Raw genomic sequence first — 13182 nt, forward strand, 5'->3', positions numbered from 1 at the left:
ACATGGGTGCAACTCAGTCTTTGACTGTCGAAGCGACATTTTTCACAGCATATAAATTCTTCGTTGCTAGTCAAAGTAAGGACTTTTCCAATGGTTATGGTAGATGCAGTTCGATCCAATCGTCATGCCTCCGTCCAGAGAATCGGACGTCCCCCAGGTCAAACCGAACGCAGCCGCACTCAGTCTCGGAATTGCAATCTCAAATCAAAAACTGTCGAGCTACTGCAGCAATATCAGCACAACCCCTCGGCGACGGTTCGCAATCGTCTGGTTGAAATGAATCTAGGTTTGGTTCGCAAAGAGGCCCACCACTGGAAGCATCAGTGCCAAGAGAATTTTGACGATTTGATGCAGATTGGCAGCCTCGGCTTGATTCAGGCGATCGAGCGATTTGACCTATCTCGAGGTCTGGCCTTTAGCTCTTTTGCTATGCCTTACATTCGCGGCGAAATCCAGCACTACTTGCGCGATAAGAGTCGCCCGGTGCGCATTCCCCGACGCTGGTCTGCGCTGATGACCCTCAGCAAGAAAGTGGCGGCACAGCTCCGTCAAGACTTCGGTCGGTCTCCGACCGAACGGGAGCTGCGCGAGGCGATGGAATTAACTGCCGATGAATGGCAGCAATTCCAGATGGCCCAGCAAAACCTGTCTACCCTCAGTCTCGACGCTCCCGTTCGCCACTCCGAAAGTGAATCTAGCTCAATGGGAGACCTCGTTCCCGATATCCGCTATCAGAGCTTTCAGTTAGCTCAAGAGGATCGGGTTCGCCTGCAACAGGCCATGTCTCATTTGGAAGAGCGCACGCGTCAGATTTTGGAATTCGTCTTCCTTTGCGACCTCTCTCAGAAGGATACGGCTCTCCGGCTGGGCGTTAGTGCAGTGACCGTTTCCCGCCAAGTGAAGAAAGGCTTGAAACAGTTGGCAGAACTGCTGGAAGGTGATGAAGGATAACCGTCGTTCTGACATTGTCTGCGAGCAGCGTAGGATAGTACCGATCGATCCTCTGACGGCGATCGCCGCTCGACCCCTACGCTTATGCTCCCCGGCATTACGCTTGACAGCGAACATTCCCGCGATCTCGACGACGCTGTTTGGGCAGTGGAAGAAGGCGATTGCATCCGCTTGTGGATCGCGATCGCGGCTGTGACCCAAACCGTAGAACCCCATTCGCCTGCTATGCAGCAAGCATTGGTTTGGCTGGAGTCTCGCTATCGAGGCAGCCGTTGCATTCGCTCGATGCTCTCCCCCCACCTGACGAAACGTCATTCTCTGCTGCCAGAGCGAGAACGGCCCGTGGTGGTCTTGGAATTACTGCTGCAGGCGGATGGTTCGATTCAAGAGTACTGCTTCCGAGAGGATGTCTTACTCTCCCACGGGCAACTCAGTTATGACACGGCCGATCGCATTCTGGCCGGACGAGAAGACAGTCCCTTTGCCCTGTTACTCGAGACTCTTGCCCGGGGAACTACTTGGCTCGACCGAGGACGCCAGGGGGTTTGGGGACACGCCATCGCTGGGGAGTTCCGCGACGATATCGGTCAAACTGTCACTGGCAGCCGACAACTGATTGCCTCGACGGCGATCGCCTACAACGCTTTGGTTGCCGAGCAGTTGACGCTGGCGGGCCTGCCGGGGATGTATCGGGTGCAGGATATCCGAGGGGTGGAGGAGTTTGCCACTCTGCTGGACGAGCTGGGGGAGGATGCCGAGATGTTGGCTCCATTGGTGGCCCATCAGTTACCTCGGGCCGAGCATCGGCCTCGGGTTGCGCCCCACTGGGCTTTGAAGTTGCCGGGGTATGCCCGCGCGAGCAGTCCGCTACGGCGGGTGGAGGATCTGATCAACCAGCAACAATTGCTAGCGGCTCTGGCGGGAAAGAGGTCGCGCTGGTCGGAAACTGTGTTGGAGGGTGTGTGCGAGCGAATTGAGGACCGGGTGCTGGCGGGGGAGGCAAAGCAGCGAGAACGGATGCTCGTGCGGATGCAGAAACCGTTGGATGACCCGATATCTCTAGGGAAGTTAACAGCCAATCAGTTTGCAGGGTTATTGGAGCGGGTGGGCCGCAGTGGAAAGGCGAGCGAGGCTTTGGAGCGGTCGATCGAGCAATGGCTGCAGGAGGGTCGTCTGACACCCCGCCACGCGGCGGTGATTTTATCTCAGCCTTTCGACTTGTCTTTACGGCGGCGGGTGTTAGATGCGATCCAATTGGAGGCCCCGACGTTGAATTCCATCAGTGTGTTGAATGTGATGGAGCAAATAGGGTTGGGAGCAGTTGACTACGTTTGCAGCGGCAGCGATCGCAGTTGGGTCTGTCGGGTTACCTGGCAGGCGTTGGAAGCTGACGGGGTGGGGAGTAGTAAGTCGGAGGCGCGATCGCAGGCTGCTCGGGCGTTGCTGGAGTTAGTCTGCGAGAGGGAGGACTGTTCTCTAGGCTTACTCAACTAGAGCAAGGGGAAATGGATGAATGGACGACTGAGGATGGGCCTATATCACTGCATTGACGTTTGCCACCAACTAAGCAAAGGATGGTTTCTAGACGGTATGTATCGTCCTTTAGTCCGTATAGAATCGAGTACAGTGCGTAATTCGATCTCAGTAGCAATTGCCCACCCTCTCTGAATCGCAATAGCACAGGTTGCAGACTCGCCATCATCTCCGAGTTCAAAGGCATAGTTTACGAAGGCTTCTTCCTCTGACTCCGACTCAAAGTCAACTACCCCAAGCAAGCCCTGAATAATAGCTGTTTCAAACTGAGCTGCACTTTCATTCTCTTCCTCTTCGAGACGTTTAAGGGCTATTAGTTCTTTCTCTCTTACAACTTCAGTAACTACAACACGAGCAGGAATAGATTTCAAAATTTCAGTGAAACGTCCCGAAGCACAGAAGTTTAGAACGCAGCAAGCATCGAGAACTACGTGGGAGTGACTAATTTGCATAGCTGAGTCTCTAAAAATCCTTACGCTTGCCGCAAATCTAAATGAGCAGTCCCTTCCATCATCCCGCTTGAATATTCGCGCAATACTTCTGCAATGCGCCGAGCTTCTAGGCGATCGACGCCAAGCAGGTCGGCGAATCGGCCTTCGGTAATGAGTCCCCGATCGAAAGCCTCAATTGCAAGATGTTGATAGTGAATGGGCACTATATCAGCGCGCTGTTGGATTTCTTCTAAACCTAACTCCTGCTGTACCTTCTTTACTTTCAATCCTCGATCGCGCAACCGATCCCAAGTACCAGATGGCAAAAGTCCCATTTTTTCTAACCGATAAACAAGGGCCTCTATAGATACACCATAGTAATAGGCAAGAGTGAATAAGTTGCTTGGAGTAAACTTGCTGTGAGTACGATACATATCATTGAATCGTCTGAGCAAGCCACTTGTGGGCATTAGAAAATATTTTGGAAACGCCTCAGCCAGTCGTTCACTCTCTGGGATTCTTTGATAGTGCCCTTCGTAATCCACCACTGGCTTTCGTCTACGAACAAGAAAATGGAGATATCCATGCGCCATCGACCAACGCCGCCGTTCTTCATAGTGATTTAAATTAATTGCCATACAGCCACCAAGCTGCTCGTCATAGCTATAAATCTCCGAATATTTTGCTGGCATTCTAAGGTAGAAAACTCGAATACCGACACTCTGCTCTAGGATGTCTCGCACGAGCGGAATAGGACCATCTCCAAGCCCAAGTCGTTGTCGCTCGGCGATCGCAATACTTTCCGCAGCGGCCTCTATCGGCATATTCGTTACGTCATACTCTTGAGGATAGTTTCGAGGCAGAGGAGCATCCACAATCTTCTCGAGCTCTAGATAATTTCGGCATAGCTCCTCTAAGCGCCGAACGATCGGGGTAATTCGTGCTTCTTCCTGCTCGCTACGCTTATAGACCGCTCGAAATTGAACTTCGAAGGGTTCCATAACAGGACTAGGTCGAACAAAATCACTAACCGATCGTCCGTAAGTACGAGCTAGTTGAATTAACTCATTTGGCTTGAGACGACGTTCTCCTTTCTCAATGGCAACAATAGTAGTACGGGAAGCATGAATTACCTTAGCTACATCGGCCTGAGTCATACCGCACTTTTTACGTGCCTGCTGCAGAAGTTCTCCTAGCTTGCGTAGATCGATATTGTCCAGAATGTTAGTGGCCACAGTCTTTCCTCTTTAAGCTTACCGAACAGCGACCAAGCAATCATTAGATGTTTGCTGATGCCTGATGTGCCCTAAGAGATCTACCGAGATTTGAGATTCTACAGTTCCCCACTCTGCAAGGTAGGTTTGATAAAGGAGAATTATTTTTTTCGCATATTATGGCAGCTTCTGGATCTGACATTGTCAACTCCTAAGAGTCGTTTATTTCGTAAAAGTCAGGCCGAGGCATGGATAGAAGGTTAGATGAGCTGTGAGAGGATGCCGAGATGTGGGCTCTGTTGGTGGCCCATTGTTACAGCAGCAGCGATCGCAGTTGGGACTGTCGGGTTACCTGGCAGGCGTTGGAAGCTGACGGAGTAGGATTTGTGAGAAACTTTAGTCACTCCTATCAAATATCAAATCCTGCCAAAGACTTCAACTTCGCCCTTACCCACGACAAAAAAGGCATCCAGAGGAGCTGGATACCTCAAGCAAACCTAACAGGAATCTAAGAGTCAAACCTACTTTATCGGCGAGGCATACGATCGCGGACCGGAACGGGGATTGGCTCGGGCTGGGGCTGAACACTACCCCCTTCGAGCGCCTCGGCGACCCGATCGACTATCCGATCCACCCATTCGCGCAGCTTTTCTAGGATGCGATCGACTAACTCCATACTGCGTTCCTCGCGCTCAGTAAAATTCGTTAGATGTCTCACTATAACAGACTTTCCCGGAAGGAAGTCAAGGTTTGTCACTCACTCGTGGCGGCTGAGATCGCGTTCGATTCCGAACAGAGAGGCGGATCGAGGAACATTCAGCCGCGCAGGAGTGGCGATCGCGGGCTAGTTAGTCGGCACCTCAATCGTGACGTTTGCCAACTCGATATCGTCATAATCCACCGTTGGCATAGCGGTGCGGCGGCGGGAAGACGTGTTGATGCGGAAGTTTCCACCGAAAATAGGCCAAGCGATCGCGTTGCCCCCTCGCGACACGAGGTGAGTGGTGCGGCCCGTCCGCAACACCACTGTATTGAGCCCCTCCCGCAGCCCACTCAGGGGCAGCGGAATTGCAATATTGTCAGCCCCCAAATCGATGCGGCGAATCAGGTTGCCATTTAATTCCACTTCCAGCGGTGTCATGTCGGCAGAGGGAATTCGAGATTGACCGGCGCGATAAGCGGCGGCGGTATCCAATCCGATCAGCGAACCGATTTTGAGGGTGGGGGATTGGTTGGGAATGCGATCGAGGCGGAAGGTCCGGGCCATCTCGCGACCCTGCGTGCGCAACTGAAACTGACCGGCGGCGGCCGATTGCTGAGAATAGGCATCGTCTCCCAAATGCACCACGCTACTTTCTAAAACTAATGTGGTGTCCGTATCGAGCTTCTCTAGCTCCACCCGCAGCGTGCCACCTTCACCGGAGGTGGTTTGCGAAAAGGGGGCATAATCTTCCAGTTGAGCCGTCAAAATTTCGTTGGAGGGGACGTTATCGGGCAGTCGAAATCGCCCTTGGCTATCGGTACGCACCGCAACCCCGGCCCCTGGAATGTCCACCGCCACATCCGCCAGCGGTTGGCCGGTGGAGCGATCGATCACTTGTCCCGAAAAGGCTGAATCGAGCTGCACTTCCGAATTAATGCGGGCCGATTCAACCCGGATGCTTTGCTCCAACTGCGTGTAATCTGAACGATCGATATTGCCATCTCGATTCACATCCGCAGCGACAATCTGTTCGTCCGCAAAGCTGTTTTCGCCGGCCAGATAGTCCGACAGCAAGCTCAAATCTGCGGCAGTCACCTGACCGTTACCGTCAATGTCTCCCGATAAAAACCCCTGAGCCCGAGCGATCGCCGGAATCGACAGCGCGATCGCAGCTAGGGGCAGAAAACCAACTCTTACCAGTAGCAACCTATCCATTGAACTATTTCTCAAGCGCGCGCCTGCTTCCGTTGTAGCAGATGTCACCGCTTCCGTCGGTTACCCATTCGCGCAATGTTCGGTTTTGGCAACCCGCAAGCCCGGCCGCCAGCCGCCGAAACCCCTTAAATCGTCTTGCATCCCATAAACGAGTGCAAGACTTCAGGCACCTGAATACTGCCATCCGGCTGTTGATAATTCTCCAAAATTGCTGCCATCGCCCGACCGATCGCTACCCCCGAGCCATTCAGCGTATGTACAAACCGAGTTCCCTTTTGTCCCGGCTGCTTAAAGCGCAAATTTGCCCGCCTCGCCTGAAAATCTCCACAATTCGAGCAACTGGAAATCTCGCGATAGGTATGCTGCGATGGCAACCAGACCTCTAGGTCGTAGCAACGGCTAGCCGAAAATCCCAAATCGCCCGTACATAACTCAATGACGCGATAGGGCAACTGTAATTGTTGCAAAACATCCTCTGCATCCGCCACCAACTCTTGGTGCTCTTGCTCGGAGGTATCGGGATGGGCGATCTTCACCATCTCCACTTTATTAAATTGATGCAACCGAATGAGACCCTTCACATCGCGCCCGTAGCTGCCCGCCTCGCGCCGAAAACAGGGGGTGAATGCCGCCAGCTTGAGGGGGAGCTGCTCGCTCGATAAAATTTCATTCCGATATAGATTGGTCAGGGGCACTTCCGATGTGGGAATTAACCAGAGGTCGTCATCCTGACATTTGAAACTGTCATCGGCAAACTTAGGTAATTGCCCAGTCCCCTGTAACGCCGCACTATTGACTAATAACGGCGGTATCACTTCCAGATAGCCAGATTGAATGTGGCGATCGAGCATGAAATTAATCAGGGCTCGCTCTAAGGCTGCCCCTTTCCCCACGAGCGCAACGAAGCGACTTTGGGCAATTTTGACTGCCCGAGCAATATCCAGGAGATCCAGCTTTTCGGCAATCTCGTCGTGGGGCAAAACTTCGTGTTGGGGTTTGAACTCGTCCCCCCACCTGCGCACCTCGACATTCTCGCTTTCGTCCTGGCCCACCGGCACGATCTCCTGCGGAGGGTTGGGAATTTTCAGCAATAGCTCCTCGAGCTGCTCGGCAATCTCTCGTTCTCGAGCTTTTAATGCTTCAACTCTGTTTTTGAGATCGACCCCCTTTTGACGTAAGGCAGCTATCTCTTCTCCGTTGGGGTCAGTTCCCCCTGTCATCGCCGCCCCTACCTGCTTGCCAACGCTGTTACTTTCCGCCTGCAGATCGGTTCGTGTCTTCGACAACTGCCGCTGCTGCCGATCCAAATCGAGAACAATATCCAGATCGATATTTTCCTGACGATTGTGCAGCGCTTGACGAAGGGCATCGGGGCGATCGCGCAGCAGTTTCAGATCGAGCACAGTTGGTTTCCAAAATCCTCGATCGAGTCTAACGGGTTGGCGAAGGGAGAGCAATTGCCAGAAACTGGAGGGCTAATGATTTTGGCAACGTGCTAGCTTAATAAAGCTGTTTAATTCAATCCGCACGCTCGACCCCTCGGGTGTCTCGATCCCCAGTCTGATGCAACCATTCAGACCGCTGGCGATCGGATGCAGTCGGGCGGAGGTTAAACCCGAAGGAGAACCAAAAATCTATGGCTGTTGTCTCACTTGCCGATCTGCTAGAGGCGGGTGTCCACTTTGGGCACCAAACCCGCCGCTGGAACCCCAAAATGCGTCCGTATATCTTTACAGAACGCAACGGTATTCACATTATCGACCTGGTGCAAACTGCCGGGTATATGGAAGAAGCCTATCAATACGTCCGTACTGCTGCCGAACAGGGCAAGCGGTTCTTGTTTGTGGGCACCAAACGTCAGGCGGCTGCCATCGTCGCTCAAGAAGCCCTTCGCTGTGGCAGCTACTATATCAACCAGCGCTGGCTGGGGGGAATGCTGACCAACTGGAACACGATTAAGACCCGGACCGATCGCCTCAAAGAGCTGGAAGAAATGCAGTCCTCCGGCATCATGGATCGCCTGCCCAAGAAAGAAGGCTCTATGCGCCGTCGCGAGATGGAAAAGCTGCAAAAGTATTTGGGTGGCATCAAGACCATGCGCCGCATCCCCGATGTGGTGATTACGATCGACCAGCGCCGCGAAATGAATGCCGTGCAGGAATGTCGCAAGCTAGATATCCCGATTGTGTCGCTACTGGATTCCAACTGCGATCCCGACTATGCCGATGTGTTCGTTCCTGCCAACGACGATGCCATTCGCTCCATCAAATTGATCGTGGGCAAGTTGGCTGACGCCATTTATGAGGGTCGTCACGGCCAATTGGAGACAATGGAGGAATTTGAGTATGAAGGGGCGATGGACGTTGAGGACTTCGAAGACGATGCAGAGGTTCCTCCTGTCGAGGCTGCTGAGGCGGAGGCAGTCGCCGAGGAAATGGTAGAAGCTGCCGCTGAAAGCGAGGCTGCCGGGGACAGTGAAGTTGCTGCTGCCGAGGACAGTGAAGTTGCTGCTGCCGAGGACAGTGAAGTTGCTGCTGCCGAGGGCAGTGAAGTTGCTGCTGCCGAGGACAGTGAAGTTGCTGCTGCCGAGGACAGTGAAGTTGCTGCTGCCGAGGACAGTGAAGTTGCTGCTGAGGATAGCAAAGTCGCTGCTGCCGAGTAGATTGTCGCGCTGAGCCAAGTTCTGACTGAGTTCAGTTCGGACCTGAGGCGATCGCCGCAATAGCGCCCCAAAAGTACAGATGTATCTGCAGGCACTGGCGATCGCCTGCGACAATCCGATGTCGAGATACGTCTGAATTACCCGATAATCGGGTTGGTTTGGGTTGTGCGAGCAACATTGAGACGGAGAAAAAGGAACTGACATGGCTAAGGTAGACGCTAAGACCGTCAAGGAGCTGCGCGAAAAAACAGGCGCAGGCATGATGGATTGCAAAAAGGCTCTGGTGGAGTCTGAGGGTAACCTTGAAGAAGCAATGGCTTGGTTGCGCCAGAAGGGCTTGGCCAGTGCCGGCAAGAAAGCGGGTCGTGTCGCCAGCGAAGGTTTAGTGGAAAGCTACATCCACACTGGCGGTCGCATTGGTATTTTGGTCGAGGTGAATTGCGAAACGGATTTCGTGGCCCGCCGCGAAGAGTTCAAGGCGTTAGCCCGCAATATTGCCATGCAGGTTGCTGCTTGCCCTAATGTCGAGGTTGTCAGCACCGAGGACATCGACCCCGAGACAATCGCCAAAGAGAAGGCGATCGAGATGGGTCGCGAAGACTTAGCGAATAAGCCCGAAAAGATTAAGGAAAAAATCGTTCAAGGCCGCATCGACAAGCGCCTGAAGGAACTGTCCCTGCTGGATCAGCCCTATATCAAGGATCAGTCCATCACGGTTGAAGAGTTGGTCAAGCAATCCATTGCTCTATTGGGAGAAAACATCAAGATACGCCGCTTCACCCGCTTTGTATTGGGGGCAGGCATCGAAAAAAAGGAGTCTGACTTTGCTGCTGAGGTGGCAGAAGCTACCGGTCAAAAGTAGAGATCGTTCAGGTTGTCAAGATCTTTCTGGCCCCCATCCCTAGCCCCTTCCCCCAGGTTTGGGGGAAGGGGAACTTGATGAAATATAGAGGTTCCCGGCCGTTGCTTCCCTCACCCAAAATTTGGAGAGGGGTTGGGGGTGAGAGCTGTTATGCGTCGCCGAATTCAAGCTTGCAATGACACCCCTCGATCTCAGACTTCTTGCATCACTGCCGAGGCGAGAGTGCTGCAGTGCCCGAGTGGTTGCTCGGTCCACCGCAACTTTTTTGCCATTGTCACAACGGGAATCTCAATGCTATCGAAACCGGCATAACGGGTAACGGTATGGTTCAAAACCTCGAACCCACAAGCCCGATAAAAAGACTCGGCATTGAGTGAAGAATTCACTTTAAGCTGCCAGATACGCCGCTCTGACGCACGAACTTCCATTGCCTTCAGCAAGGCTCGACCAATTCCTTGACGGGCGTAACGAGGATCGACATACATGGCCTGAAGGGTGCGCCCCCACAGTGAGGTATATCCCACCACCTGCCGCTCGATCGCGGCCACCAAGACAAAATGAGCTCGATATTGGCGAGGATTATTTGTCTTTGACAGCACCTGCAATTGTTGAGGCGTATAGACGCCACGGCACAAGTGCAGCAAAGCCATTTCAAACACGGCTTCGAGCTGCTGGTTCTCTCCCCATCGCAGGCGGCGAATTGCGAGGCGATCGCGTATTGCTAATTCAGACATTGAAACCTCCACACCCCATCTCAATAGTCTAGATGGGCGAGTTCTGCCCGCACTAGTTGTAGAACTGCTCTACAGGAGATCGGTCCTGTATGCCGCCGCCTCTATCTTTCCCTCTACATAGCGTGACAAGCCCAATTCGATCGACTGTGCATTCTCGAATATTTGCGATCGGCGATCTGCTGAATTGCGTCGCTCTACTGATAGTGTCGGGCTCACTGCTTTTCCGCTCGTGGCAACCGCTGTAGCAATCGCATCCGTTCTCGCCCCATTTGCTTGGGATAGGCTTTTTGGGGCTGCCAGTCTTTCAGAAGCTGAAAGTGCGGACTAAACAGGACATCCAGTTGCTCTGGTTCGATACCGTGGGGCGGGCCATCGCCGGTTTTGTCGGGGTTGATGTAAAAGACTGCCAATAAGCGCCCCCCCGGCTTGAGAACTGCCGCGATCGCCTCCACATATCGCGATCGCAGCACCCGATCGAGCGCACAAAAGCAGGTGTATTCCACCACCCAATTAAACCGGTGGCTGTAGTCACTCGGCAGGGCAAATAGATCGGCTCGTTCGTAGCGCTCGTTGCCTGTGACAGGAAAGGTTTTGGCTGTGGCGATCGCCGTTGGAGCAATGTCGATGCCCAAGACGCGACCGCCGTATTTAGCAATTTCTCGCACATCGTGTCCGACCCCACAGCCGGGCACGAGAATGTCTCCTGCGAGGGAATGTGCTTGCAGGTAATCGGCCAAGCCGGGGGAGGGTTCCCCTCGATTCCAAGGGGTATCGCCTTCTCGATACCGTTGTTCCCAATCCACTATTTGCTCCTTCTGGGTCGAGCCACGCTCGGTAAGCCTAAAAGAAATCGATCGCCGTAGCGAGGCAACTCGCGATTGACACCAAAAACGGACAGAACCCAACAGCTCTGTCCGTTTTTAAATTACTCCAATGTTCGGTGCAAAATAGCCCGAACGTTAAGCGGTGGTTGCAACCTTTGCAGCCAGTTTGCCAGAGGCATAACCCGCAGCCATATCGGCCAGAGTCACCTGCTTGACCTTAGTGCCGTTGCCAGAGCAGCCAAACGCTTCATAACGCTCGGCACACACAGCCTTCATGCGCGCGATCGCGGGCTTCATGAAGTGACGGGGGTCGAAGTTAGACGGATCGGCATCGGCAGCCTCGCGGATGGCCGCAGTAATGGCCAGACGGTTGTCCGTGTCGATATTCACCTTGCGCACGCCGCTCTTGATGCCGCGCTGAATCTCTGCTAGAGGCACGCCGTAGGTCTCGGGGATGCTGCCGCCGTGCTCGTTGATGATGTCAATCAGATCCTTAGGCACAGAAGAAGAGCCGTGCATGACCAAGTGGGTGTTGGGCAGACGGCGGTGGATTTCTTCAATTCGAGAGATCGCCAAGATATCGCCGGAAGGCTTGCGGGTGAACTTGTAAGCGCCATGGCTGGTGCCGATCGCCAAAGCTAGGGCATCCACTTGAGTTTGCTCGACAAAATCAACCGCTTCATCGGGATCGGTCAGGAGTTGGTCCTTGCTCAAGGTGCCTTCAAAGCCGTGGCCGTCTTCTTTGTCGCCCGCACCGGTTTCTAGAGAACCCAAGCAACCTAGTTCGCCCTCGACACTAACGCCAATAGCGTGAGCCACGTCTACGACAGTCTTGGTGACGTTGACGTTGTACTCGAAGCTAGCGGGGGTTTTGGCATCGGCTTCCAAAGAGCCATCCATCATGACGCTGCTGAAGCCCTGCTGCATGGCAGAGTAGCAAGTGGCGGGGCTATTGCCGTGGTCTTGGTGCATGGCAATGGGGATGTGGGGGTAGGTTTCGATCGCCCCCAAAATCAAGTGACGCAGGAAGATATCGCCAGCGTACTTGCGCGCACCGCGAGAAGCTTGCAAAATTACAGGGCTGTTGGTTTCATCTGCAGCCTGCATGATGGAGATGATTTGCTCCATGTTATTGACGTTGTAAGCGGGAATGCCGTAGTCGTTTTCGGCAGCGTGATCCAGTAGCGTACGTAGCGATACTAAAGCCATGAGTTCTCCCTCCAGGACCTCTCTTTAATGCATATTTTCAACACTTAGGCTGATTTTAAGGCATATTTAACAGACCTGATAACTTTTGTTTCGACAAGTGTCGCTCGATGGGCTCTCCAAACTCACCGCTTGAGGCTGAAACCGGCCTGCGGTCGGGCCTTAGTTAAATAAGGGCGGTTTGTCGGGCTGGTGCCAAAACTCGGAGATCGCCTGCATTTGCTCGTAGGTGTTGCGGGCAGTGGACAAGTCGGGCAGATTATCGAAGGTAAAAAAATCGACGCGATCGGTTTCGGCGTTGTCGAACTCCTGCAAGCGCTCGACAATCTCGCAGCGCATGAAGATCTTATAGATGTAGAAAGCGCGAGGGAGTTGGGTGGATTTGTGGCGATCGATGATGCCCAGCAGGCGGCTGGCGGTGGCGATGTACCCCGCTTCTTCGCGAATTTCCCGCACGACGGCTTCGGCTGGAGAATCGCCTAAGTCGGCCCACCCTCCAGGCAGAGACCACTTGCCGTCTATTTTTTCTCGCACCATCAAAATATGGCCCCTGTCGTTAAAAACCACGCCGCGCACATCAACTTTGGGGGTGGCATAGCTGGTGTCCGATTCAAAAAACCCCTGTACTCGATCGAAGTCGGTGTCGGTATAGGTGGCTAAAATTTCGTGGGCGAGGGCTTCCAGCTTGCGGCAGCGTTCGATTTCGAAGGGGTTGGTGCTGTAAGCCAACGTGCCCTGAACGGTGGCTTGGATCTGGGTGGCCCATTCGTACCAGCGATGTTTGTCGGTTGGCATGGTGGAGGTCTCTTTGCTGGCGTAAGCAAGATAGCAAACATTGCCGAGTACT

General features: G+C 53.6%; 13 protein-coding genes and 1 pseudogene. 5 read left to right on the forward strand and 9 right to left on the reverse strand.

Going from position 1 to position 13182, the window contains the following annotated elements; all coding sequences use genetic code 11:
• The first annotated feature begins 90 nt into the window (after positions 1-90).
• Both SYN7336_RS19050 and SYN7336_RS26770 read left to right on the forward strand, forming a co-directional pair.
• Positions 91-951 (forward strand): sigma-70 family RNA polymerase sigma factor, encoded by an 861-nt coding sequence (locus SYN7336_RS19050; RefSeq protein ID WP_017327532.1) that lies wholly within the window; start codon positions 91-93, stop codon positions 949-951.
• Between the two features lie 84 nt (positions 952-1035).
• Entirely contained in the window at positions 1036-2445 is a 1410-nt protein-coding gene (locus SYN7336_RS26770; protein ID WP_017327533.1) for an RNB domain-containing ribonuclease, read from the forward strand.
• Between the two features lie 44 nt (positions 2446-2489).
• Here SYN7336_RS26770 and SYN7336_RS19060 read toward each other — a convergent pair whose 3' ends face one another.
• A complete protein-coding gene (locus tag SYN7336_RS19060; protein ID WP_227498540.1) occupies positions 2490-2855 on the reverse strand; it encodes a hypothetical protein in 366 nt (121 codons plus the stop codon).
• A 101-nt stretch (positions 2856-2956) separates the two neighbouring features.
• On the reverse strand, positions 2957-4150 hold the full coding sequence (locus tag SYN7336_RS19065; RefSeq protein ID WP_017327535.1) for an XRE family transcriptional regulator: 1194 nt from the start codon (positions 4148-4150) through the stop codon (positions 2957-2959).
• 266 nt (positions 4151-4416) lie between these two features.
• Here SYN7336_RS19065 and SYN7336_RS31215 point away from each other — a divergent pair, with 266 nt between their 5' ends.
• Positions 4417-4641, forward strand: coding sequence for a hypothetical protein (locus SYN7336_RS31215; protein WP_156820233.1), 225 nt, complete (start codon positions 4417-4419; stop codon positions 4639-4641).
• A 14-nt stretch (positions 4642-4655) separates the two neighbouring features.
• Here the strand turns inward: SYN7336_RS31215 and SYN7336_RS31810 are convergent, their stop codons facing one another.
• The 3 genes from SYN7336_RS31810 to serS form a co-directional block, all read right to left on the reverse strand.
• Entirely contained in the window at positions 4656-4805 is a 150-nt protein-coding gene (locus tag SYN7336_RS31810) for a hypothetical protein (protein ID WP_017327536.1), read from the reverse strand.
• A gap of 168 nt (positions 4806-4973) precedes the next feature.
• A complete protein-coding gene (locus tag SYN7336_RS19075) occupies positions 4974-6047 on the reverse strand; it encodes a dockerin type I domain-containing protein (RefSeq protein WP_017327537.1) in 1074 nt (357 codons plus the stop codon).
• A 125-nt stretch (positions 6048-6172) separates the two neighbouring features.
• Positions 6173-7450 carry a serine--tRNA ligase gene (gene serS, locus SYN7336_RS19080; protein ID WP_017327538.1) on the reverse strand — a complete coding sequence of 426 codons (1278 nt, stop codon included), beginning with the start codon at positions 7448-7450 and terminating at the stop codon, positions 6173-6175.
• Positions 7451-7683: 233 nt separating this feature from the next.
• Between serS and rpsB the strand changes: the two are divergent.
• Both rpsB and tsf read left to right on the forward strand, forming a co-directional pair.
• Positions 7684-8436, forward strand: a pseudogene (gene rpsB, locus SYN7336_RS26775) (30S ribosomal protein S2); the annotation flags it as partial.
• A gap of 475 nt (positions 8437-8911) precedes the next feature.
• Complete coding sequence (tsf, locus tag SYN7336_RS19090; protein WP_017327540.1) at positions 8912-9571, forward strand: translation elongation factor Ts; 660 nt, start codon at positions 8912-8914, stop codon at positions 9569-9571.
• A 191-nt stretch (positions 9572-9762) separates the two neighbouring features.
• On the opposite strand, the gene SYN7336_RS28290 is transcribed toward tsf, so the two are convergent.
• The 4 genes from SYN7336_RS28290 to SYN7336_RS26790 all read right to left on the reverse strand — a co-directional run bounded on the left by SYN7336_RS28290 (position 9763) and on the right by SYN7336_RS26790 (position 13130).
• A complete protein-coding gene (locus SYN7336_RS28290) occupies positions 9763-10305 on the reverse strand; it encodes a GNAT family N-acetyltransferase (RefSeq protein ID WP_017327541.1) in 543 nt (180 codons plus the stop codon).
• Between the two features lie 212 nt (positions 10306-10517).
• On the reverse strand, positions 10518-11108 hold the full coding sequence (locus SYN7336_RS19100; protein WP_017327542.1) for a methyltransferase domain-containing protein: 591 nt from the start codon (positions 11106-11108) through the stop codon (positions 10518-10520).
• 156 nt (positions 11109-11264) lie between these two features.
• The gene (gene fba / locus SYN7336_RS19105; RefSeq protein WP_017327543.1) at positions 11265-12338 is read right to left on the reverse strand and encodes a class II fructose-bisphosphate aldolase; all 1074 of its coding nucleotides are present in this window, start codon (positions 12336-12338) and stop codon (positions 11265-11267) included.
• A 159-nt stretch (positions 12339-12497) separates the two neighbouring features.
• The gene (locus SYN7336_RS26790) at positions 12498-13130 is read right to left on the reverse strand and encodes an NUDIX hydrolase (protein ID WP_017327544.1); all 633 of its coding nucleotides are present in this window, start codon (positions 13128-13130) and stop codon (positions 12498-12500) included.
• Positions 13131-13182: the final 52 nt, after the last annotated feature.

Origin of the sequence: Synechococcus sp. PCC 7336, from assembly GCF_000332275.1 — a bacterium.
Lineage (GTDB): Bacteria > Cyanobacteriota > Cyanobacteriia > Thermostichales > PCC-7336 > PCC-7336.

Excerpts from the sequence above, each read along its gene's own strand:
- SYN7336_RS26790 (WP_017327544.1), bottom strand. The coding sequence starts at position 13,130 with ATGCCAACCGACAAACATCGCTGGTACGAATGGGCCACCCAGATCCAA.
- tsf (WP_017327540.1), top strand. The coding sequence starts at position 8,912 with ATGGCTAAGGTAGACGCTAAGACCGTCAAGGAGCTGCGCGAAAAAACA.
- fba (WP_017327543.1), bottom strand. The coding sequence starts at position 12,338 with ATGGCTTTAGTATCGCTACGTACGCTACTGGATCACGCTGCCGAAAAC.
- SYN7336_RS26770 (WP_017327533.1), top strand. The coding sequence starts at position 1,036 with ATGCTCCCCGGCATTACGCTTGACAGCGAACATTCCCGCGATCTCGAC.
- SYN7336_RS19075 (WP_017327537.1), bottom strand. The coding sequence starts at position 6,047 with ATGGATAGGTTGCTACTGGTAAGAGTTGGTTTTCTGCCCCTAGCTGCG.
- SYN7336_RS19050 (WP_017327532.1), top strand. The coding sequence starts at position 91 with ATGGTTATGGTAGATGCAGTTCGATCCAATCGTCATGCCTCCGTCCAG.
- SYN7336_RS31215 (WP_156820233.1), top strand. The coding sequence starts at position 4,417 with ATGTGGGCTCTGTTGGTGGCCCATTGTTACAGCAGCAGCGATCGCAGT.
- SYN7336_RS28290 (WP_017327541.1), bottom strand. The coding sequence starts at position 10,305 with ATGTCTGAATTAGCAATACGCGATCGCCTCGCAATTCGCCGCCTGCGA.
- SYN7336_RS31810 (WP_017327536.1), bottom strand. The coding sequence starts at position 4,805 with ATGGAGTTAGTCGATCGCATCCTAGAAAAGCTGCGCGAATGGGTGGAT.